Here is a 19,260-nt window from a genome sequence, read left to right on the forward strand (position 1 = left end):
AGAATAAGATTGGGTTTTGTGGCAATATTATAGATGCCGATGGAAAAGGCTGGGGACAGCAGCGCTTCTCCGCTGTGCGCGGTCCTAGGCTTTCCTAATGATAGGGAACCTGCATATTATCAGAAAGTGGTTCGGGGTGTGCCGCGGAATGCAGGATGGTTTTCTGAAAGCGCTGCTTTCCGATGATTTGGAGGGAATGAACGATTATATGAACGAGGTGTCCGGTGAAATGTTCAGCAGTTTCGACACCGGAAAGAAGCCCTCAGAGAAAGCGCAACCGGAGCGGTTTTATCACGGGTTTGTATTGGGGCTTCTGGCTCAGCTGCAGAATCGCTATGTCATAACTTCCAACAGAGAGGAGCGGAAAGCAAGCTGCACTTGCTTGGGACGGTATGATATCATGATAGAACCGAAGCAGGCGGGAGATGCCGCATTTATCATCGAATTCAAGGTAGTCCACGCAAAAAGAGGAGAAACTCTGGAAGACGGAGTAAAGGCCGCGTTGCAGCAGATTGAGGGGAAGCGGTATGAAGCTGTGCTGTTAAGCAGAGGGATTGAGCCCGGAAAGATTAGGAAGTATGGATTTGCCTTTGATGGGAGCCAGGTGCTGATTGGGAGAGCGTGAAGAGAGTTTGGGAGGCATGGTACGGCTAATATTTATCTGCCAGAATGGACTATATGGCAAGGGAATAATGTTTGTCAGATAGCTGATTTAAAGAAATAGAACCTAAAATACAAAAAATTTAAAAAACTTTTAGTCCATACTTGACATCAGCAGACGACGGCCCGCACCCCTGCTATACGGAGCAGCTGTTGGACGGATTGAAAGAGCGTGGAGTGGTAGCTACGTTTTTCGTAACGGGGGAGCATGCGGAATTACATCCGGATATTATCGAGAAAATGTTTGAAGAGGGGCATTTAATTGGAAATCATACATACAGTCATATCCAGCTGACCAAGAGCAACCGGGAGAAATTCAAAGAAGAACTAATCAAGACCAATGAAGTATTGAAGGAAATCACCGGGGAGGAAGTACAGTATGTGCGGCCTCCCTATGGTTCCTGGGATAAAAGCTTTGAGAAGGAGCTGAATATGTTCCCGGTGCTCTGGACCGTGGATCCGCTGGACTGGAGTTCCCGGAACGTGGGGCGGATTACAGAGAAAATCGTCAGCAAGACCGGGGAGAACGACATTATTTTGATGCATGATTATTATGATACTTCCGTGACTGCGGCGCTGAAGGCTATTGACGAGTTGCTGGAGGAGGGTTATACCTTTGTGACGGTGGAGGAGATTTTGTTTGACTGACCGGCGGGGGGATGAGGACATCATTCACAGTATTTTGTGAGAAGTGCACGGATTGCGGAAAACTGATAACAAGCAGGGACAGCGTTTATGAATGTGACGGATGCGGGAAAAGCTATGAGAAGATTACTCTGATACGGAATCGGAAAGTAGCGGATGGACTGATTGTCGCCGGGGCCACAGGGACCAATGTGAACGATGTGGCAGTTCTGGTCATAAAGAGACAGTGAGTATGTGAGACGTTACCAAGAAACAGAGAAATGAGAGAGCATGCCAGAAAAATGGGTGACAACCAGGGAGCAGTATGTTATACTGTGAAGCTGTATAAGAGACAGGGGTATAATCAATAGAAAAAGGATTTGCTCCTGTGCGAGAGTAAAAAAGTTTGACAAAAGAGAGGATGAAAGTATGAAAAACAATTTGCAACTTTCAGAAGCTGCTTTCCAGCTGGACGGAAAGATGCCGCTGCGTCAGGCGATTCCCCTGGGGCTGCAGCATGTGCTTGCCATGTTCGTGGGCAATCTGACGCCGCTGCTCATCATTACCGGAGCCTGCGGCATTGCCAGCGGCGAATTCGCAAGTCTTCAGCTGAGCCTTTTGCAGAACGCCATGCTGATAGCAGGTATCGTCACGCTGGTACAGCTTTTCGCAGTCGGGCCTATCGGCGGCAAGGTCCCCATCATCATGGGCACTTCTTCCGGCTTCATCGGCGTGTTCAACAGCGTGGCCGCCACCATGGGAGGCGGCGTCATTGCCTATGGCGCCATTATGGGGGCCTCTATTATAGGTGGTCTGTTTGAGACGATTCTGGGATTTTTCCTGAAACCCCTGCGCAGGTTCTTCCCCGCGGTGGTCACCGGCACGGTGGTGCTGTCCATTGGCCTGAGCCTGATCTCCGTGGGCATCAATTCTTTCGGCGGCGGGAACAATGCCGCTGACTTCGGCTCTGTGGAAAACCTGTGCCTGGCGATTTTCGTGCTGGTGATGATACTGGTGTTCAAGCATGGCACGACAGGATTCTTAAGCTCTTCTTCCATTCTGCTGGGCATCATCTGCGGCTATGCTGCAGCCGTTGTCATGGGCTTCGTACTGCCCGTTACCGGCGTCACGGCGGAGGGCGTGGAATATACCAGGGCATGGGTGCTGAACTGGCAGAAAGTGGCCGATGCGGCCTGGTTTGAGATTCCCAGACTGATGCCTGTGAAACCTGTGTTCGATATGCGGGCCATCATCCCGGTTCTGATTATGTTCATTGTCACCGCAGTGGAGACAGTGGGAGATATCTCCGGCGTCATGGAGGGCGGCTTAGGCCGGGAAGCTACGGACAGGGAGCTGTCCGGCGGCGTCACCTGTGACGGCCTGGGTTCCGGCTTTGCGGCGCTGTTCGGCGTGCTGCCCAATACCTCTTTCAGCCAGAACGTGGGTCTGGTTGCCATGACCAAGGTGGTGAACCGATTCGCCCTGGCAACCGGCGCTGTTTTCCTGATTCTGTGCGGTCTTTGTCCCAAGCTGGGAGCCCTGGTGTCCATCATGCCCCAGTCCGTTCTGGGCGGCGCTGCGGTGATGATGTTCTCCTCCATCGTAATCAGCGGTATTCAGCTGATTACCAAGGAGCCCCTTACTCCCAGGAATCTGTCCATTGTGGCGGTGGCGCTGGGCGTGGGCTACGGCATGGGCGCGAACACGGGCATTCTGGCACATACGCCCCAGACCGTTCAGCTGATTTTCGGCGGCTCCGGTATTGTACCTGCCGCCATGGTGGCGATTCTGCTGAATATCCTGTTGCCTAAGGATAAGAAAGAAGCGAAGTAGCTTTATTGTGCAGGCAGGGATTGCTCCGCCAAAAATGTCAAATCTTCCGGCGTGTCGATATCCATAAGTTCATATTTGTCCCGGACAGGTGTCGTGTGCACCTGTCCGGGATATTTTTTCAGCACAAAGCCGCCGCCCTTTCCCTCAGGGAGCGTCAGAAGTTCCGGAAAAGCCCATGCCGGGAACAGCACAGGGGAACCGACGGCATCTTCAAAGGCGGTGCGCCAGATCCCCTCTTTTTCATGGAAAGCGCTCAGGGCGAGGGAAGCCACGGTGTCCCATCGCAGCAGCGGCTGGTCTCCGGGGCAGAACATGCAGCTGTCGATGTCCGGGAGGATGGCCTGGAGCCCCAGGCGGACAGTATCGCTGCGGTAGGGCAGGTCATGGAAAATCACATCGATATTCTGTCTGCGGCACAGTTCCCTGACTGCCGCATGTCTTGTGACTACGATGCGTAGTCTGAAAATGCTTTCCGTGGCATCCAGAGTCCATTGCAGTAAGGGCTTTCCCCGAAAATCGGCCATCAGCTTATTATCGCCGAAACGTCTGCCCAGGCCGGAAGCCATGATGACACAGCCCGGGTTCCCAAAGGGGGAATCCAAATCTACCAGAAAAACATCGTCACGGCGGCATAGTTCCTCTAAAAAAGGCAGCGTTTGCGTTCGGACTACGGCGATGAGACGCTTTTTTTCCATCAGACGCAGAATCTCATCGCAGTATTCCGGGCATACGGTTTCCGGATATCCGATTTCGTCAATGGAAATCCATTCGCTGTCCGTTTCCGCACACTGCCGCGGGGAAGCGGTTCCAAGGAGGCGGAATCCGGCGGGAGAGAGCCGGGACAGCAGCGTGGTCTTACCGCTTTTCCTGGCTCCTGTGAGAATCAAGTGACGTTTACGGCTGTTCCGGAAAGAATTCCAGATACAGTCTGCGGTTAGCCTGTATGCAGGCGTCTCGGTAGGACTCATATCGGTTCAGAAGCTCCTTTCCTTGAGGCGTTACGCGGCTCCCGCCCCCGTTTTTTCCTCCGGCGGCGCGGACGGCCAGGGGGAAGCCCAGGGCGGTTTCAGCGTTTTTCAGTATCTTCAGGGCTTTGGTATAGGCCATGCCCATGGAGGCTGCGGCGGCCCGGAGAGACCCTGTTTCTTCCACGCCGTGGAGCAGCCGGGCCGGCCCCTCTCCGAAGAACTTTTGTCCGTTGTCGTCCATTAGACGGATTCGTGTTACTGGTTTCATAAGAACTTCTCCTTGCAGTGGTTTTGCCGCATGGCAGATAGTTTGAGCCGTGGATAGGAGAGGGATATTCCGGCTATGCCTCTTCCCGGAGCATCACCAGATGCTCCCGGCCGCTGCGGGCCGGCAGTCTGGCCAGGCTGATTTGTCCGTAAATCTGCTCCAGCAGTTCTTCCATCCGGGGGAGGGAATCCGTCCCGGGGGAAAGAGTCCCCAGAATCTTACCCTCCGAGAGCAAAAGCAGCCTGTGGCAGTAATTTAATGCCAGGGAGGGGTCATGGAGGGTCACTATGGCGGCTCTGGCATCCTCTGACAGCCAGCGCCTTAGGCGTTCCAGCATCTGGTAGCGGAATCGGAAATCCAGCGCGCTCTCAGGTTCATCCAGCAGCAGGAGATGTCCCTCGCAGCAGAGGGCACGGGCGAAGATGCAGAGCTGTTTCTGCCCCTCGCTGAGAGTTTGATAATTCTGCTGCTCTTTTCCCTCCAGACCGGCCAGCGCCAGGGCTTTGCGGCCTTTCTGTTCCATGGAGGCGGTGGGGCGCTCCAACAGGCCGAGCCAGGGATTGAAGCCCATGAGAACCACATCCAGAACAGAGATGTCAATGGAGATTCCGCTTCTCTGCGGAATGTAGCTGCAGCGCTGCGAAAGCTGCCTGGGATTCAGCTTTTCCAGTGTCGTTCCCTCCAGGATACAGCTGCCGGTATGGGGCAGAATTCCGCAGATGGCTTTCAGCAGGGTGGTCTTGCCGCTGCCGTTGGCCCCCAGGACGCCCGCCAGGCAGCCGCTGTCCACAGAGAAGGACAGGTGGTCTATTATCTCTTTTTTGCCGTATCCGGCAGTCAGGTCTTCAACAGTGAAAAAATCCATTGGCTATGATTCCCGTATCTTTTTTAGTGTTTTTTTGTCTGCCTGCGGATGAGCAGGATTAAAAAGGGCGCTCCCAGCAGGCTGGTGAATATGCTCACAGGCAGCTCCGTGGAAGCCGCGCTGCGGGCCAGGATGTCCGCTGCCATGAGCAGGGAACCTCCCGCCAGACCGCTGAGCAGCATGGTGGCCTGGCGGTTATCCTTTGTCAGGAGCCTTGCCCCATGGGGAGCCAGCAGGCCGATGAAACTGATCAGCCCGGTGAGGCTTATCACGGCGGATACAGTGAGGGTTGCCGTAAGCAGTACGAAAAGCCGCAGCTTCCCCACGCTGACGCCCAGCATCCGGGCTTCGCCCTCCTCGCCGGACAGCAGGATAATCTGGCGGTGGAGAGGAAAAAGCACCGCCAGGCAAAGGGCGCAGAGGAGCAGGTTCCCGCCCGTGGAGTAGCCGCTGATGCCGTTAAGGCTGCCCATGATCCAATATTCGATGGAGGCCAGCTGCCGTTCCGGATCCGCGGTGAGCTTCAGGCACATCAGGACCGTCTGGGCCAGGGAATGGACGGCGATTCCGGCCAGTACGATGGTATTTTTGGAGCCGCTTTTGTCCAAAGCAGAAAGGGCCAGTACGATGACTACCGCCAGAAGCGCACCAGTAAAGGAAGAAGCCGTCACGGCGGCAGCTCCGGAGAAAAACAGAATGCCTGCCGCCGCGCCTGCGCTGGCGCCGGAGGAGACCCCGATGATATCCGGGGATGCCAGGGGATTACGGAAGACAGTCTGGTAGACGAAGCCCGCCGCGCCCAGGGCAAATCCGCCTACAGCGCCCACGCAGGTCCTGCTGGCCCGAAGGGTCCAGAACACCCGCAGCTGCAGTTCATTGCCGGCTGCCAGCTCCCGGAGGGATAAGGGATATTTCCCCACGAACAGACTGGCCGCGAACAGTACCGCCATGGCAAGAGCGCCAAGTACGCACATGACTTTGGCTGCTCCGGTTCTCCTGCCCATCAGTCAGAGCAGCTTTCGCTGTATGCAAAGCCATAGAAAGTCTCATAGTATTCGTCGATCGCCCCGGCGCAGTCGGCTTCCGTGCACAGGTCAGGGTGCAGGATGCCGGAGAGCCACACAGAGCCTAAGATGCCGCCGGGCACAGGGCTGTCCCAGGCTTCGGCATTGCCGGGCATCTGATAGACATTGCCGTCTGCCACGGCAGAGCAGCCTGCCAGGTTCGGGTCTGTGAGCACATCCGCTATGCTGTATTCCGCATCCGAGGCGAGGATGATGTACTCAGGATTCCAGGCAAGGAGCTGTTCGTAGCTTATCTCCACCCAGTAGCTGTCCGTGATTTCGGCAGCCGCATTGGCACCGCCTGCCAGACTGATCATATCGGATTGGTACATGGCGTCTCCCGCGGTGGACAGCATGCTGGAATTGCCTGCCAGATAGACGCGGGGAGTTTCCGCATGGGCCAGGGCCTGCGACAGGCGTTCTTCCTGGGCGGCGGTGAAGTCCAGCAGGGCCTGGGCCCGGGATTCGGTATCCGTAGCGGCCGCCACCAGATGAATCATTTCGGTGAGCAGCTCCCGGTCTTCCGGGTTCACCAGCAGGACAGAAATGCCCAGGTCTTCCAGCGTCCCGGCGGCATCCTGGAGCTTGAGCGGCAGGATGACCAAATCCGGCTCCAAAGCGGCGCAGCCTTCCAAATCGAATTCTTTCGCAGAACCTACATTGGGCAGGCCGGTCAGTTCCGGAGCGCTGAGCCTGTAGATGGCCCGCTTGTCAGCCTTGGCTTCTATACCTGCGATTTTGTCTTCCAGATTCAGGGCAATCAGGAGGCTGGTGGAGATATAATAGCCGCTGACCAGCTTCTGGGGTTCCTCCGCAATGGTCACCTGGCGGCCCGCCTGATCGGTGAGGGTGATGGGGTAGTGAGGGGCAGAGTCATCAGAAGCTTCATCGGACGACATATCGTCCTGGGCAGAGTTTTCGATGGATTCCGTGGAAGACTCTGTGAGAGCGTCGGAAGCAATGGTTCCGGGAACGGAGGAACCGGAGCCTGATTCCATAGATTCGTCTTTACCACAGGCAGCTATGGACAGAGTCATTGCAATAGCCAGCAGTAGGGAAAGTAACTTTTTCATAATTGATCTCCTCTTCGTTATAGTTTTGAAAATACAACGCTACTATTATAACAAGCCATCTTTTCAAAAGCAAGATGTACTGCTATAATAGAATCAAAGAACAGATTCTATTCTCAAAGAGCTATATATGGAGACAAAGCATATCCGGAAGGAGTATTCGCCGTGATCAATATACAGAAATATGTCCGGGCGGAAAGCCTTGAAGAGGCGTACCGGCTGAATCAGAACAGGCAAAATCGGGTTCTTGGCGGCATGTTGTGGCTGAAAATGGGAAATGGAAACGTGAACACCGCCATTGACCTCTGCGGGCTGGGACTTGACACGATTCAGGAGACCCGGGAGCAGTTTGCCATCGGCGCTATGGTTTCTCTGCGCCAGATAGAGCTTCATGAGGGACTGAACGCCTATACCCGGGGGGCTGCGGCGGCAGCCGTGCGGGATATCGTGGGGGTTCAGTTCCGAAACCTGGCCACGGCAGGAGGCAGCATCTGGGGACGGTTCGGCTTTTCCGATGTGCTGACGGTTTTCCTGGCCATGGAGACTTATGTGGAATTGTACAAGGGGGGCATTCTGCCGCTGGAGCAGTTTGCGGCCATGAAATATGACAGGGATATTCTGGTCCGTATTATCGTGAAGAAGACTCCCGGGGACTTTGCCTATAGAACCATGCGGAATCAGCGGACGGATTTTCCTGTGATTGCCTGCGGGCTGTCCCGGATAGGCGGAGAGTACCGGGCCGTAATCGGCGCGAGGCCGGCCAGGGCCATGGCAGTCCGGGATGAGAGGGGATTCCTTTCCGGCGGCCTTACGGAGGAGGGCTGCAGGGCCTTTGCCGGATATGTGGCAGAAACGGTTCCAACGGAAAGCAATATCCGCGGCAGCGCTGCCTACCGCACCCATCTGATTCGGGTGCTGACGGAGAGAAATCTTGCGGAACTGAGAGGAAGACGGTGATGGAAATAACGATAAAATTAAATGGAAAAAACGTAACCGCTCATATAGAGGCTGACCATCTGCTGATTGATTTTTTGCGCAGCCATGGGTGCGTAAGCGTAAAACGGGGCTGCGAGACCTCCAACTGCGGACTGTGCACGGTGCTCATGGACGGAATCCCTGTGCTTTCCTGCTCCGTGCTGGCGGCCCGGGCGGACGGACATGAGGTACAGACCCTGGAGGGGCTTCAGGAGGAGGCGGAAGAGTTCGCAGGCTTCATTGCGGACCAGGGCGCCGACCAGTGCGGTTTCTGCAATCCGGGGCTGGTGATGAATACGATTGCCCTGCTCCGGGAGAATCCTGACCCAACTGACGATGAAATCCGCGCTTTTCTGGCGGGAAATCTGTGCCGCTGTTCCGGCTATGACGGACAGCTTCGGGGGATCCGGAATTATCTGGACAGCCGCAAATAATTGCAGGACACAGCAAAGCAAAGAAATGAGGATTCCTATGGAACAGAAAGAATATAAATCTATCAATAAATCCGTCCGCAAAAAAGACGCCATGCAGCTGCTTCTGGGAAAGGCGGTGTATATGGACGATATCGCGCCTGGTGACGCGCTGGCAGTAAAGCTTCTGCGCAGTCCCCACGCCAATGCCATTGTCCGGGAAATCGACACGTCGATTGCAAAGAAAGTGCCGGGAATCGTGGATATCTATACCTGGGAGGACGTGCCCTCCACCAGGTTCGCCATTGCGGGACAGACCTATCCGGAGCCCTCTCCCTATGACCGCCTGATCATTGACCGCCATGTGCGCTTCGTGGGAGACGCGGTGGCCATTATCGCGGCGGAGTCGGAAAAAGCCGCCTGCAGGGCCATGAAACTGATCAAGGTGGAATACGAAGTGCTGGAGCCGGTTCTGGATTTCCGCACAGCCAGGGACAATTCCGTCCTGGTGCACCCCGAGGAGGACTGGTATCCGCCCTGTGAAGTGGGCGGCGACAACAGACGCAACCTGGTGGCCAGCGACACCAGCTCCCAGGGGGATGTGGAGGCGGTGCTGGAGCAGTGCCATATCCGGCTGGACCGCACTTTCCATACAAAGGCTTTCAATCAGGCCATGATGGAGACTTTCCGCACCTATACCCGTCTTGACCGCTACGGACGGCTTCATGTGGTGTCCTCCACGCAGATAGTCTTCCACTGCCGCCGCATCCTCTCCCGGGCCCTGGGCATTCCAAAGAGCCGGATTCGGGTGGAAAAGCCCCGAATCGGCGGCGGATTCGGAGCCAAACAGACCGCGGTCTGCGAAGTCTATCCCGCTTTTGTGACCCTGCGGACCGGGAGAGCGGCCAAGCTGATCTACACCCGGGAAGAGGCCCAGATCGCAGGTTCTCCCCGGCATGAGATGGAAATCCGCGTGCGCCTGGGAGCCGACAGGGACGGCAGAATCCGTGCGCTGGACTTATATACCCTGTCCAATACCGGCGCCTACGGAGAGCATGGCCCGACTACGGTGGGCCTTTCCGGCCACAAATCTATCCCGCTGTATACAGGCGGCCTGGAAGCCTGGCGGTTCGGCTATGATGTGGTATACACGAACACCTGTGCAGCCGGCGCCTACCGGGGCTACGGTGCGACACAGGGAATCTTCGCCCTGGAGACCACGGTCAACGAGCTGGCGGAGAAGCTGGGAATAGATCCCACAAAGCTCCGTGACCGGAACATGGTCAGGGAGGGCATGCGCATGCCGGCTTATTATGACGAGACGGCCAATGCCTGCGCCCTGGACCGCTGTATGGAGCATTGCAGGAAAATGTTCTGCTGGGAGGAGAAGTACCCCGTCAGGGATATGGGGAACGGAAAGGTCCGGACGGCCGGTGTGGCCATGGCCATGCAGGGCTCCGGAATCTCCCATGTGGACGTGGGCTCCGCCACTGTCAGGCTGGACGAGGACGGCCACTATAATCTCCTCATCGGAGCGGCGGACATGGGCACCGGCTGCGATACGATTCTGGCCCAGATGGTGGCCGAGTGCATGGAATGCGATGTGGAAGATGTGGCTGTCTTTGGCGCGGATACCGACGCCTCGCCTTACGATTCCGGATCCTATGCCTCCTCAACCACTTACATCACCGGAAAAGCCGTGGAAAAGGCCTGTGGGGATCTGAGGAAAAAGATTTGTGCCATCGCTGCCGAAATGATGGAATGCGATGTGGAAGAAGTGGCATTTGAAAGAAACCAGGTGCGCAGCGTCAAAACGGAGCAGACGGTCAGCCTGTCGGACATCGCTTACAGGACCCAGGCGTTCAGTTCGAAATCCGCAGAGGCCAGCGCCACCCATTCGTCGCCGGTGTCCCCGCCGCCCTATATGGTGGGCATGGTGGAGATTGAGCTGGACAGGCTCACAGGGCAGGTGACCATACTGGATTACATGGCTGTAGTGGACTGCGGCATTCCCATCAATCCCGCTCTGGCGCGGATTCAGGCGGAAGGGGGCATCGTACAGGGGATTGGGCATACGCTTTTTGAGAATGTGCATTACGACCGAAAGGGCTGCCTGGCGGAGTCCTCTTTCCTGCAGTATAAGTTGCCCACCCGCCTGGACATGGGCAGACTTCGGGTGGAGTTTGAGAACAGCTATGAGCCCACCGGACCTTTTGGGGCGAAGTCCATCGGCGAGATTGTCATCAACACACCGGCCCCGGCCATTGCCCACGCCATCTACAGGGCCACGGGAGTCTGGCACAGGGAGCTGCCCATCACTCCGGAGCAGATTCATGTAAACATTGACATTAAACCGTAAAAAGCTTAAAATATGGGAAAACAGCTTGGAGGTGGGAGGATGCAGATATCCAGCCGGTTCACGATTGCCATCCACATATTTGCCTGTATGGAAACCTTTGGAAAGGATTATAAGATTACCAGCGATTTCCTTGCATCCAGCATCAATGTCAACCCGGTCATCATACGGAAGATTCTTTCCCAGCTGAAAAACGCCGGGCTGATTGAGGTGGCCCGGGGGACAGGGGGCACGACGGCGGCCAGGCCCATAGACCAGATTACATTTTATGATGTATATCTGGCGGTAGACCTGCTGGAGGAGGGGGAGCTGTTCCATTTCCATGAAAATCCCAACCCGGACTGTCCGGTGGGAAGAAATATCCATACTGTGCTGGACGGCAAGCTCGTGGATATCCAGGAGGCCATGGAAAATGAAATGAAGAAATATACGATTGCGGATGTGGCGGATGGCCTGAAGCATTGCCCCGGTATCGCGGGATAGAGAGAGGCGCTTTGTGATCGGTTCTGCCGTCACAGAGTGCTTTTTCCTTAAAAAGCAAATAAGCGGCGGGGATATTTTGGACTTGATAAATCATATCCGATCAATGATTTCGCGCTGATTCCCCGCTACGCCGTGCTGGACTACCGTGTGACCACCGGCCTGCCCGGGCAGATTACGGCCACCACCGGGATGGACGCGCTGACCCACGCGGTGGAGGCCTACATCGGAGGCAGCACCACGAAGCTGACCCGCAGGATGGCAGAGGAGGCGGTATGCCGGATAAGCTTGTGTACGGAGGCGAGGCGGATTCGGACAGACTGCGGATCGCGCCTACAGTGATGGACAATGTGACCGGGGAGGACGCGGTGATGCAGGAGGAGATTTTCGGCCCCATCCTGCCGGTGCTTACCTTTGATGAAATCGGGCAGGCTTTTGATTTTGTGCGGGGGAGAGAGAAACCGCTGGCTGCCTATCTGTTTACGAGAGATAAAAATACGGAAAAACGATTTCTGGAGACAGTGTCTTTCGGCGGAGGATGCGTGAATGACACCATCATGCATCTGGCCACATCCCGGATGGGTTTCGGAGGCGTTGGGAACAGCGGAATGGGTTCCTATCACGGGCGGAAGAGCTTCAAGACTTTCACCCACGAGAAAAATGTCCTGAAAAAATACGGCTGGATCGACATGCCTTTGCGGTACCAGCCGTATAACAGGAAAAAAGATGGATTGATTCGTATGTTCCTGAAATGACAGTCCTGAAAAACAGTCATATGTACTAATTGCGGACACATGCCAGAATGACTTTGACTGGTGCTCCATCAGTGGAACAGATTCGGTATGCCCCGGCAGCCTCGGGAACGATGCAGGTCTCCGCATAGTGCAGTTCCAGAGGCGGGAACCCGGCAGTTTCGCTGATAAGCGTGACGGATTCCCCCTCTACCAGATTCATCACATGGTCATGATTCCGAATACAGGATTCTCCGTAAGGTCTCGCCGGATGGTTTCATCGATTTCTTCCGGCGGCAAGGCCAGATCGTCGCTGTGAATCACCGTCGCTGTCTCCGAAAGGGGAAACAGACCTTTCAGTTCCTCCTGATTCACGCCCGGATAGCATTCCGCTACGATGACGGTTTCGGCCCGTCCGGCGCAAAGGCGGGAAAAACATTCCCGGATGCATCCTGATCAATACTTTCGATACGCCGCTGCTCTATATGGGAGAGATGAAGAGTCATCCTATTGTGCTGTGCGGCACCATGGAAGATGAACATTCCATGGAGAGGAACAATCGCCGTCCCGTGTACAGCTGGGTTATGAATAATACCTGGGAGACGAATTTCAAGATGGACCTGTCCGGTTTCGGAGAGTTCCGTTACAGCCTGGAACTGCGGGAGGGTTCGTTGGAAGAGAATCTTCAGAAGCTGAAAGAAAACGATTTGGGCACGACGGCCTTTATCGTCGGGTAACCGCGCGGTTATCATGGATTTCCGGCGCCGGCCGCAAAAGAAGTGCGGGAACATATATCAGGAAAGAGCCCGCTGTCGGCGGGCAGATGGGAGAGGGATATGGAAAAAGGGCATTCCATAAAAAGATTTCGGTTCGCCATTATGGGAGCGGGGAATATTGCCGGCAGGTTCTGCCATGCGGCGGGGCTGGTGCCGGGAGCCGTGGTGACGGCGGTAGCCAGCAAATCCGCGGAGCAGGCGGAGGCGTTCGCCGCAAAGAACGGCATCTGCCATGCCTACGGCGACTACGAACAGATGCTGAAAGAGGAGAGGCCTGACTGTGTGTACATCGCGGTGTTGCCAAGCGACCATTTCCGCCTGTGCATGCTCTGCATGGAATATGATACCCCCGTGTTGTGCGAAAAGGCTATGTTCACCGGGGGCGCGGAGGCGAAGCGCCTGTTTGCCGAGGCGGAAAAGAGAGGCGTATTCGCTATGGAGGCCCTGTGGAGCTTCTTCCTGCCGCCTCTTGGGCAGGTGAAGAAGTGGATGGAAGAGGGCCGCGTGGGAGAATTGACCCATGTGGATTTTTCCATCGGATTTCTTGCCGAGAAAAATCCCGCCAACCGTTTTTTTGACAAGAAGCTGGCAGGCGGAGCCGCATATGATATCACGGTCTACGCCTACGAAATCGTGGCGCATCTGATGGGCCAAAGTCCCTCCGGCATCCAGGTGGCCGCAAGGTGGGGAGAGACGGGTGTGGATGTGACGGACCATGTGGTGCTCCAGTACCCGGGCTGCATGGCCACGCTCACTGCCAGTATCGTGGCGTCGATGGAAGACAGACTTGTGGTATATGGAAGCCAGGGAAGAATCGTTCTTCCCGCGCCTCACTATGGGAGCGAGGCCTTTCTGTACGACGCAAAAGGAGAGCTGACAGAGCATTTCCGGGACCAGGTCACCCAAAACGGTTTTACCTACGAGATTCAGGAGGTCATGGACTGCATCCGCGCAGGCAGGCTCCAGAGCCCGACGGCTTCCTGGGAGATGACCACGCGTTGCGCGGAGCTGTTTGATCGGATTGAAGCCACAAAAGACAGCGGATTGTAATGGGAAAGGGTTCCCGCTTATCGGGAGGCAGCCCCATGAGAGAAAGCCTCTTTCAGATACGCCATCTGCAGCCTTGCATCCCCCGCTTCGTGGGAGGCGTTTTCCGGCTCATTATATTCTTCCTGGTATACATAGGAATTCCAGAGGCGGTTCAAAAGGGTATAGACGCTGCGCCGGATACGGCTGGCATCGTCCCAGGCGAGAGGGCGGCCGTATCCCTCCCAAAAAGCAGCCTCGCCGTAAGACCATTGGATGGAGGAAAACTCAAAGTCCGTGTCCCCCCAGAGCGCTCTGTCCGCGTCGATGATGGCGGCAAATTCAGGGCGCTCCGTGTGGGTGCGGATCAGGATATTTCCGAACCAGAAATCTGTATGGACCAGGCGGGGCTTTTTTATTTCGTCAAGGTAAGGGGCTGCCTTTTCAAACAGCAGCCGGATTTCTCCGTGCTCTTCCGGGCTGAAAATCGACGTGGGGACGCCCACTTTTTCCCATTCGTGCAGTTCGTGGGCCAGGGCATCGCTCCAGCGGCTGAATCCGCCGCCGCGCTTCACATCTACGATTCGTCCGAAGCGGGGCGCTGAAATGTCGTGAAGCTTTGCTGTGGCAGCGCCGATGTCCCGGACGATGCGGTCCTTGTCCTGAGAATCCAATTCCGTTTCGCTCATGGGATGGCTCGGTATGTAGCGGACGAACATGAAATCCCGGTCCAGAAGCGTCTTCGATGTATCTGCTATCATGATTTCCGATGTAGGGATGCCCTGTGCGCCGCAAAGGGAATATACAGTTTCTTCCGCCTCCATCAAATGGTGCTCGAAGGGCATGAGCAGATGGCGGTTCACGGGGCCTGCCCGGAGAATCGTTTTTCCGTACTCTTCTGTCTCCACGAGATATGTGGTGTTGAACAGCCCGCCCGTCAGCGGATGCGCGGAAATGAGTTTGGCGCGCAGCGCTTCTGATACAAGCATGTTCAACTCATAGTCTGTCAGTTCACGATATAATGATGATGCCATGTAAACTCTCCTTTTCCTGTTTGCGGCGTACCATGTCCGCTATCTTCCGTGATTCCTTAGTGCAATCTCCATTCTTTGTCGATTATACTGCCGGAGGATGAAATGTCAAGAAAATTTCGCATTTCTGTCAGCGCGCTTATTTTGGGCAACCGGGTAGACAAGCCTGCTGCCATATGCTATAAATACAATAAAGAATGCGAATCGGACAATTCGGAAAAAGCAGAGGAGGCAATAGGATGGAAAAAAGGATACAAATACCGGATACGGACCTGGCGGTCTACCCCATCGGGCTCGGAACAGGAGGCGCGGGGCTGGAGAGGGAGAGCGGGGCGGCAGAGAGGGTTTTCGATACCTATCTGGACTGCGGCGGGAATCTGATTGATACCGCCCATGTGTACTCGGACTGGGTGCCGGGGGAGCGGGCCAGGTCGGAGCGTGTGATCGGGGACTGGCTCGCAAAGAGCGGCAAGCGCAACCGGATCGTACTGATGACAAAGGGCGGTCATCCGGAGATCGCGGAGGGAGCGCCGAACAGGGGGCAGAGCCGGATGACCCGCGCGGATATGCGGACAGATCTGGAGGACTCTTTGAGGAAACTGAGGACAGACCGCATCGATATCTATTTCTATCATCGGGACGACAGGCGCCAGACGGTGGAGGGGGAAATCGAGGCCATGGAAGACTTCGTGCGGGAGGGCAAGATACGTTACTACGCGTGCTCTAACTGGGATGCGGACAGGATGCTGGAGGCGGTGGCTTACTGCCGCAAGAAAGGCTATCGGGGATTCGTGGCGGACCAGAGCCTGCTGAATATCGGGATGAAATATATGGACGATCTGGCGGACGCCACGCTGCGCTGCACAAGAGGGGAGGCATATCGGTTCCACATAGAGCATCCGGAGGTGCTGGAAATGCCTTTCTCAGGCAACTGCAACGGTTTCTTCCAGCAATTCCTGGCCGGGGAATGGGAGAGGATAAAGGGAAGCGACTACAATACGGAGAAGAACCGGGAAGCCGCGGAGCGGATAAGGGAGCTGACAGAGAAGTATGGCTGTTCGGTGACACAGGCAGTGATGGGGTTTTTCAGGTACCAGCCATTTGCCTGCGTGCCTCTGTACGCCACGTCCAGCCCGGCCCATGTGGCAGATGTGTGCGGTACGCTGGAGATTCCTTTCGCGGAAGAGGATTACCTCAGTTTCCTGCCTTCCGATAAGCCAGCGGAGTCCCTCCAAGGTTCTCCTGAAAGAAACGGTTAAAGCTGCGCTGACTGTTGAATCCCGCTTCTTCCCACACCCGTGTGACGGAGTAATCCGTGGTCCGGAGGAGCTGCAGGGCATAATCCAGGCGGATATGGTTCAGATACTGGCGGAAATTCATCTGCAGACGGTCAGAGAAAATGTGGGAAAGATAATACTTGCTGATATGAAGTTCCCTGGCCAGCTGCTCTAAGGTGAGCGGTTCCTGAAAATGTTCCGAGATATAATGTATGAGCCGATAGGTAATCCCGGTGTCTGCGGACAAATCGCGTTCCTGCAGATGCAGAGACGGCATCAGCAGGGCCAGGAGCACCTGAATCCAGGCGCTTTCCATCATGGAGAAATCCGTGGCGGAGGGCGCCTCTTTCTGTCCATGAATAAAAAGTCCTTTCAGGCGATTGGCGGAGAGCCAGACATCTGCCGGGAGGTCAGAGGCGGAAAGGAAGGGCGTGGACGGAATCTGCTTCTGGATGGAGCGGGCATGAAAACCTGTCATGGAAAGGGAGAAAATCAGAAGAAGAATCTTATTTTCGGTAAAACGGCGGTAGCTGTGAATCAGGCCCGGAAAGATGACCGCGCAGTCTCCGGCGGTCAGAGTCTGCCTTGCCAATGCGGTGGAGTCCGGATATGAGGGATATCAGGAGTTTGCGGAATGGGCATTTGACGATGTGAAGGAAAGCGAATATGTAAATCGTTCGTTCTTCGCAGAGTCTGAAGAGGAAGCCCGGGAAATCCTGGAGGATTATCAGGAGTATCTGCGGACGAACCAAAACGGACAGATGCAGGAATTTCTTGACTATATGACAGAACAGTCCAGGACCAGGGATGACTTTGCTTATTGATCTTTAAGAATGGCCGCCAGAATGATGCACGCATGGTTCTGGCGGCTGTCCGCATCTGCCGGTTGATTGCTGGAAAAAGGTATTATATACTAATCTGCAGAGCGATTGCAAATATCCATAATAACAGACAATGAAAGGAAATGGAGAGGGACATGAAATTTGCACTTGGATATCCCACAGGCGTTCCGCTGGGGGGAATCGGCACAGGAATGATAGAATTAAGATCGGATGGCAGAATCGGTACAGTTGGATGCAATAACAACTGGTCCGCCCCATTTACAGAGACACCCGGCTGTTTTTTTGCCGTGGGGATGAAAAACTTTGAGGGAAAAGAAGAAATCAGGCTTCTGCGGGATGGAGACGAGGGTGCCTGGAAAGGGATGGACAGGATTCGTTTTCGGGCGGAATATCCGTTCGCGAAAGTCGTCTATGCGTGCTGCAATCCTGTCTTTGAAACAGAACTGACGGCCTTTTGCCCGAATATTCCCCACGAAAACGAAGATTCCTCCATTCCGGGAGCCCGGTTTGAGTTCGTGTTCAGAAATTCCGAGAGGAAACCGCTTTCCCTGCGGCTGTACCTGTCCTGGGAGCATTTGTCCGGCTGCGGCGCATTGCCCGACAGGACCTGGCGCTGTGACCGGACAGGGAACCGTATCGTTCCTGTTTCGGAGGAGAAATGGGAGGGGCTTGTCTTTCTGCCGGGAGAGGGAGAAAAAGAGCTGCCCAATGCGGTGGGAGAGTATGCCCTGTTTGCGGAAAAGCAGGAGAAAGCTAAATTGTCTCTTCACTGGTGGAATGTGCTGGAGGGGCAGGAGGGCTTTTTGAAAGCCATAGGGGAGGGCTTCCCCGCCCCGACGCCGGAGGGCAGGGAGGGAAATTGCCATCCCGCAGGAGTCCTGGATTTTGAAATCAGCCTGGATCCGGGAGAGCGGCTGGTGCTCCCGGTTGCCCTTTCCTGGTATATGCCGAATCATTTCGCGGGCGGCGCTGCCGGAATGGATGAGGAGATGCGCGCAAAGCTTGCGCCCATGCATCAGGAAGAGGAAATGGAATACGGCGCAGGCAGTGAGCGCGTGAATTACGGACATTTTTATGAGAACAGATTTGCGGGAGCCAGAGAGAATATGGCCGTCATCCGCCGCTTTGTTTAACGGAACCTATTTCAACAAGCTTTATAATCCCGTGATGGGAAAGGAATCGGACGAGATTTTTGTGGGCCAGGCGGCGGGAGAGTGGATGGTGCGCCTGCTGGGGCTGGAAAGTGTCCTGCCGGAGGACATGGTAAGGAGCGCGCTTAAGACCATTTATGAGAACAATGGGGACACATCCCGTTATGCGCTGGCGCCGATTAAGGTGACAAAAGAGGGCAGAATGGTGCAGAGGGACTGTGCGGAGCAGGCATGGCCTCAGTATACCATGGTATTCGCCGACTGCCTTGCCATGTATCTGGGCATGGAGGAGGGGATGGCGAACCTGCGCCATTTCGGCAGGATTGTCACGGAGCTGATCCAGGCGCCCTGTACCACCACTCTCTGGCACAACTGCGTCACCGGCCTGCCCGACTGGGGCGGCATTGACCGCTATATGAACACGCCGTCAATCTGGTTCGTCCTGAATGCCATGACGGGATTTCATCCGCAGTTGGATGAAAATGCGATTAAATTTGATGCGGACGGATATGGTTTTCGGTCTGCGGCAGTATTGCCGTTTATCGCTTCGGCTTTCTGGGCGAAAGCGGAAATCGGATGCGGCAGGGCTGAAGAAAAGTATGTGAAGATATCATTTGACAAAGTCTTTTTGGGGGTACGGCTGGAGAAACTTCGGATCGGCGGCTGCCGGAAAGTGCTGGCATTTTCCCTGAATGGGAAAGAGATTCCCTTTGAGGAAAAGCGGGAAAGCGGCAGAGAGGCGATATCCTTTGAAGGCATCAGCATTGTCCGGGGAGACGAAATCGTGATAATCTTTTCCGAAGAAAATGTGAAAAGCGGCTTGATAGTATAGAAGAAAAATGATAGCATATGA

Annotated in this window: 24 protein-coding genes and 1 pseudogene; 16 read left to right on the plus strand and 9 right to left on the minus strand. The window is 55.3% G+C overall.

All coding sequences use genetic code 11. The features are described from left to right. Positions 1 to 148 precede the first annotated feature (148 nt). The 4 genes from NFS35_RS15470 (at position 149) to NFS35_RS15485 (ending at position 3,117) form a co-directional block, all read left to right on the plus strand. A complete protein-coding gene (locus NFS35_RS15470; protein WP_251208028.1) occupies positions 149 to 625 on the plus strand; it encodes a PD-(D/E)XK nuclease domain-containing protein in 477 nt (158 codons plus the stop codon). 140 nt (positions 626 to 765) lie between these two features. Beyond that, a complete protein-coding gene (locus NFS35_RS15475; RefSeq protein WP_275564693.1) occupies positions 766 to 1,308 on the plus strand; it encodes a polysaccharide deacetylase family protein in 543 nt (180 codons plus the stop codon). 11 nt (positions 1,309 to 1,319) lie between these two features. Further along, positions 1,320 to 1,535: a hypothetical protein gene (locus NFS35_RS15480; RefSeq protein ID WP_251208030.1), complete on the plus strand. Its 216-nt coding sequence runs from the start codon at positions 1,320 to 1,322 to the stop codon at positions 1,533 to 1,535. Between the two features lie 178 nt (positions 1,536 to 1,713). After that, positions 1,714 to 3,117 (plus strand): uracil-xanthine permease family protein, encoded by a 1,404-nt coding sequence (locus NFS35_RS15485; RefSeq protein ID WP_251208031.1) that lies wholly within the window; start codon positions 1,714 to 1,716, stop codon positions 3,115 to 3,117. A 2-nt stretch (positions 3,118 to 3,119) separates the two neighbouring features. Here NFS35_RS15485 and NFS35_RS15490 read toward each other — a convergent pair whose 3' ends face one another. The 5 genes from NFS35_RS15490 to NFS35_RS15510 all read right to left on the minus strand — a co-directional run bounded on the left by NFS35_RS15490 (position 3,120) and on the right by NFS35_RS15510 (position 7,355). Continuing rightward, positions 3,120 to 4,004 (minus strand): nucleotidyltransferase family protein, encoded by an 885-nt coding sequence (locus NFS35_RS15490; RefSeq protein ID WP_251208032.1) that lies wholly within the window; start codon positions 4,002 to 4,004, stop codon positions 3,120 to 3,122. Positions 4,005 to 4,011: 7 nt separating this feature from the next. Next, positions 4,012 to 4,353 carry a winged helix-turn-helix domain-containing protein gene (locus tag NFS35_RS15495; RefSeq protein ID WP_251208033.1) on the minus strand — a complete coding sequence of 114 codons (342 nt, stop codon included), beginning with the start codon at positions 4,351 to 4,353 and terminating at the stop codon, positions 4,012 to 4,014. A gap of 73 nt (positions 4,354 to 4,426) precedes the next feature. After that, entirely contained in the window at positions 4,427 to 5,218 is a 792-nt protein-coding gene (locus tag NFS35_RS15500; protein WP_251208034.1) for an ABC transporter ATP-binding protein, read from the minus strand. 23 nt (positions 5,219 to 5,241) lie between these two features. Further along, positions 5,242 to 6,222 carry a FecCD family ABC transporter permease gene (locus NFS35_RS15505; protein WP_251208035.1) on the minus strand — a complete coding sequence of 327 codons (981 nt, stop codon included), beginning with the start codon at positions 6,220 to 6,222 and terminating at the stop codon, positions 5,242 to 5,244. Then, positions 6,222 to 7,355 (minus strand): ABC transporter substrate-binding protein, encoded by a 1,134-nt coding sequence (locus NFS35_RS15510; protein WP_251208036.1) that lies wholly within the window; start codon positions 7,353 to 7,355, stop codon positions 6,222 to 6,224. Before NFS35_RS15510 ends, NFS35_RS15505 begins: the two co-directional genes overlap by 1 nt. Before the next feature lie 162 nt (positions 7,356 to 7,517). On the opposite strand from NFS35_RS15510, the gene NFS35_RS15515 reads away from it, so the two are divergent. The 6 genes and pseudogenes from NFS35_RS15515 (at position 7,518) to NFS35_RS15540 (ending at position 12,328) form a co-directional block, all read left to right on the plus strand. Continuing rightward, complete coding sequence (locus tag NFS35_RS15515; RefSeq protein WP_251208037.1) at positions 7,518 to 8,309, plus strand: FAD binding domain-containing protein; 792 nt, start codon at positions 7,518 to 7,520, stop codon at positions 8,307 to 8,309. Beyond that, positions 8,309 to 8,761, plus strand: coding sequence for a (2Fe-2S)-binding protein (locus tag NFS35_RS15520; RefSeq protein ID WP_251208038.1), 453 nt, complete (start codon positions 8,309 to 8,311; stop codon positions 8,759 to 8,761). Before NFS35_RS15515 ends, NFS35_RS15520 begins: the two co-directional genes overlap by 1 nt. 37 nt (positions 8,762 to 8,798) lie before the next feature. Further along, positions 8,799 to 11,096 (plus strand): xanthine dehydrogenase family protein molybdopterin-binding subunit, encoded by a 2,298-nt coding sequence (locus NFS35_RS15525; RefSeq protein ID WP_251208039.1) that lies wholly within the window; start codon positions 8,799 to 8,801, stop codon positions 11,094 to 11,096. 39 nt (positions 11,097 to 11,135) lie between these two features. Further along, positions 11,136 to 11,576, plus strand: a complete 441-nt coding sequence (locus NFS35_RS15530) for an Rrf2 family transcriptional regulator (RefSeq protein ID WP_251208040.1) — start codon at positions 11,136 to 11,138, stop codon at positions 11,574 to 11,576. Positions 11,577 to 11,669: 93 nt separating this feature from the next. Continuing rightward, positions 11,670 to 11,849: pseudogene (locus tag NFS35_RS15535) on the plus strand (iron-containing alcohol dehydrogenase); the annotation flags it as partial. Beyond that, a complete protein-coding gene (locus NFS35_RS15540) occupies positions 11,849 to 12,328 on the plus strand; it encodes an aldehyde dehydrogenase family protein (protein ID WP_251208041.1) in 480 nt (159 codons plus the stop codon). The pseudogene NFS35_RS15535 and the gene NFS35_RS15540, both read left to right, overlap by 1 nt. A gap of 25 nt (positions 12,329 to 12,353) precedes the next feature. Here NFS35_RS15540 and NFS35_RS15545 read toward each other — a convergent pair whose 3' ends face one another. Together NFS35_RS15545 and NFS35_RS15550 are read right to left on the minus strand one after the other, a co-directional pair. Next, positions 12,354 to 12,530 carry a hypothetical protein gene (locus NFS35_RS15545; protein WP_251208042.1) on the minus strand — a complete coding sequence of 59 codons (177 nt, stop codon included), beginning with the start codon at positions 12,528 to 12,530 and terminating at the stop codon, positions 12,354 to 12,356. Continuing rightward, entirely contained in the window at positions 12,527 to 12,679 is a 153-nt protein-coding gene (locus NFS35_RS15550) for a hypothetical protein (RefSeq protein WP_251208043.1), read from the minus strand. Before NFS35_RS15550 ends, NFS35_RS15545 begins: the two co-directional genes overlap by 4 nt. 110 nt (positions 12,680 to 12,789) lie before the next feature. Between NFS35_RS15550 and NFS35_RS15555 the strand changes: the two genes are divergently transcribed. After that, a complete protein-coding gene (locus NFS35_RS15555; RefSeq protein WP_251208044.1) occupies positions 12,790 to 13,041 on the plus strand; it encodes a hypothetical protein in 252 nt (83 codons plus the stop codon). A 99-nt stretch (positions 13,042 to 13,140) separates the two neighbouring features. Continuing rightward, a complete protein-coding gene (locus NFS35_RS15560; RefSeq protein ID WP_251208045.1) occupies positions 13,141 to 14,130 on the plus strand; it encodes a Gfo/Idh/MocA family protein in 990 nt (329 codons plus the stop codon). A 17-nt stretch (positions 14,131 to 14,147) separates the two neighbouring features. Here NFS35_RS15560 and NFS35_RS15565 read toward each other — a convergent pair whose 3' ends face one another. Continuing rightward, complete coding sequence (locus NFS35_RS15565) at positions 14,148 to 15,140, minus strand: phosphotransferase family protein (protein ID WP_251208046.1); 993 nt, start codon at positions 15,138 to 15,140, stop codon at positions 14,148 to 14,150. Positions 15,141 to 15,376: 236 nt separating this feature from the next. Between NFS35_RS15565 and NFS35_RS15570 the strand changes: the two genes are divergently transcribed. Continuing rightward, positions 15,377 to 16,396, plus strand: a complete 1,020-nt coding sequence (locus NFS35_RS15570) for an aldo/keto reductase (RefSeq protein WP_251208047.1) — start codon at positions 15,377 to 15,379, stop codon at positions 16,394 to 16,396. On the opposite strand, the gene NFS35_RS15575 is transcribed toward NFS35_RS15570, so the two are convergent. After that, positions 16,332 to 17,006 (minus strand): helix-turn-helix transcriptional regulator, encoded by a 675-nt coding sequence (locus NFS35_RS15575; RefSeq protein ID WP_251208048.1) that lies wholly within the window; start codon positions 17,004 to 17,006, stop codon positions 16,332 to 16,334. The genes NFS35_RS15570 and NFS35_RS15575 overlap by 65 nt on opposite strands. Here NFS35_RS15575 and NFS35_RS15580 point away from each other — a divergent pair. The 3 genes from NFS35_RS15580 (at position 16,966) to NFS35_RS15590 (ending at position 19,239) form a co-directional block, all read left to right on the plus strand. Then, positions 16,966 to 17,238 (plus strand): hypothetical protein, encoded by a 273-nt coding sequence (locus NFS35_RS15580; protein ID WP_251208049.1) that lies wholly within the window; start codon positions 16,966 to 16,968, stop codon positions 17,236 to 17,238. The genes NFS35_RS15575 and NFS35_RS15580 overlap by 41 nt on opposite strands. 152 nt (positions 17,239 to 17,390) lie before the next feature. Continuing rightward, positions 17,391 to 18,389, plus strand: coding sequence for a GH116 family glycosyl-hydrolase (locus NFS35_RS15585; protein WP_251208050.1), 999 nt, complete (start codon positions 17,391 to 17,393; stop codon positions 18,387 to 18,389). Continuing rightward, positions 18,331 to 19,239: a GH116 family glycosyl hydrolase gene (locus NFS35_RS15590; RefSeq protein WP_251208051.1), complete on the plus strand. Its 909-nt coding sequence runs from the start codon at positions 18,331 to 18,333 to the stop codon at positions 19,237 to 19,239. Before NFS35_RS15585 ends, NFS35_RS15590 begins: the two co-directional genes overlap by 59 nt. Positions 19,240 to 19,260: the final 21 nt, after the last annotated feature.

Origin of the sequence: Acetatifactor aquisgranensis (assembly GCF_943193215.1) — a bacterium.
GTDB classification, from domain to species: Bacteria; Bacillota; Clostridia; order Lachnospirales; family Lachnospiraceae; genus Acetatifactor; species Acetatifactor aquisgranensis.

Coding starts and splice junctions, on each gene's coding strand:
- NFS35_RS15470 (WP_251208028.1), top strand. CDS start 149: ATGCAGGATGGTTTTCTGAAAGCGCTGCTTTCCGATGATTTGGAGGGA.
- NFS35_RS15480 (WP_251208030.1), top strand. CDS start 1,320: ATGAGGACATCATTCACAGTATTTTGTGAGAAGTGCACGGATTGCGGA.
- NFS35_RS15485 (WP_251208031.1), top strand. CDS start 1,714: ATGAAAAACAATTTGCAACTTTCAGAAGCTGCTTTCCAGCTGGACGGA.
- NFS35_RS15495 (WP_251208033.1), bottom strand. CDS start 4,353: ATGAAACCAGTAACACGAATCCGTCTAATGGACGACAACGGACAAAAG.
- NFS35_RS15500 (WP_251208034.1), bottom strand. CDS start 5,218: ATGGATTTTTTCACTGTTGAAGACCTGACTGCCGGATACGGCAAAAAA.
- NFS35_RS15505 (WP_251208035.1), bottom strand. CDS start 6,222: ATGGGCAGGAGAACCGGAGCAGCCAAAGTCATGTGCGTACTTGGCGCT.
- NFS35_RS15510 (WP_251208036.1), bottom strand. CDS start 7,355: ATGAAAAAGTTACTTTCCCTACTGCTGGCTATTGCAATGACTCTGTCC.
- NFS35_RS15520 (WP_251208038.1), top strand. CDS start 8,309: ATGGAAATAACGATAAAATTAAATGGAAAAAACGTAACCGCTCATATA.
- NFS35_RS15525 (WP_251208039.1), top strand. CDS start 8,799: ATGGAACAGAAAGAATATAAATCTATCAATAAATCCGTCCGCAAAAAA.
- NFS35_RS15530 (WP_251208040.1), top strand. CDS start 11,136: ATGCAGATATCCAGCCGGTTCACGATTGCCATCCACATATTTGCCTGT.
- NFS35_RS15540 (WP_251208041.1), top strand. CDS start 11,849: ATGCCGGATAAGCTTGTGTACGGAGGCGAGGCGGATTCGGACAGACTG.
- NFS35_RS15555 (WP_251208044.1), top strand. CDS start 12,790: ATGGGAGAGATGAAGAGTCATCCTATTGTGCTGTGCGGCACCATGGAA.
- NFS35_RS15560 (WP_251208045.1), top strand. CDS start 13,141: ATGGAAAAAGGGCATTCCATAAAAAGATTTCGGTTCGCCATTATGGGA.
- NFS35_RS15565 (WP_251208046.1), bottom strand. CDS start 15,140: ATGGCATCATCATTATATCGTGAACTGACAGACTATGAGTTGAACATG.
- NFS35_RS15570 (WP_251208047.1), top strand. CDS start 15,377: ATGGAAAAAAGGATACAAATACCGGATACGGACCTGGCGGTCTACCCC.
- NFS35_RS15580 (WP_251208049.1), top strand. CDS start 16,966: ATGACCGCGCAGTCTCCGGCGGTCAGAGTCTGCCTTGCCAATGCGGTG.
- NFS35_RS15585 (WP_251208050.1), top strand. CDS start 17,391: ATGAAATTTGCACTTGGATATCCCACAGGCGTTCCGCTGGGGGGAATC.
- NFS35_RS15590 (WP_251208051.1), top strand. CDS start 18,331: ATGAGAACAGATTTGCGGGAGCCAGAGAGAATATGGCCGTCATCCGCC.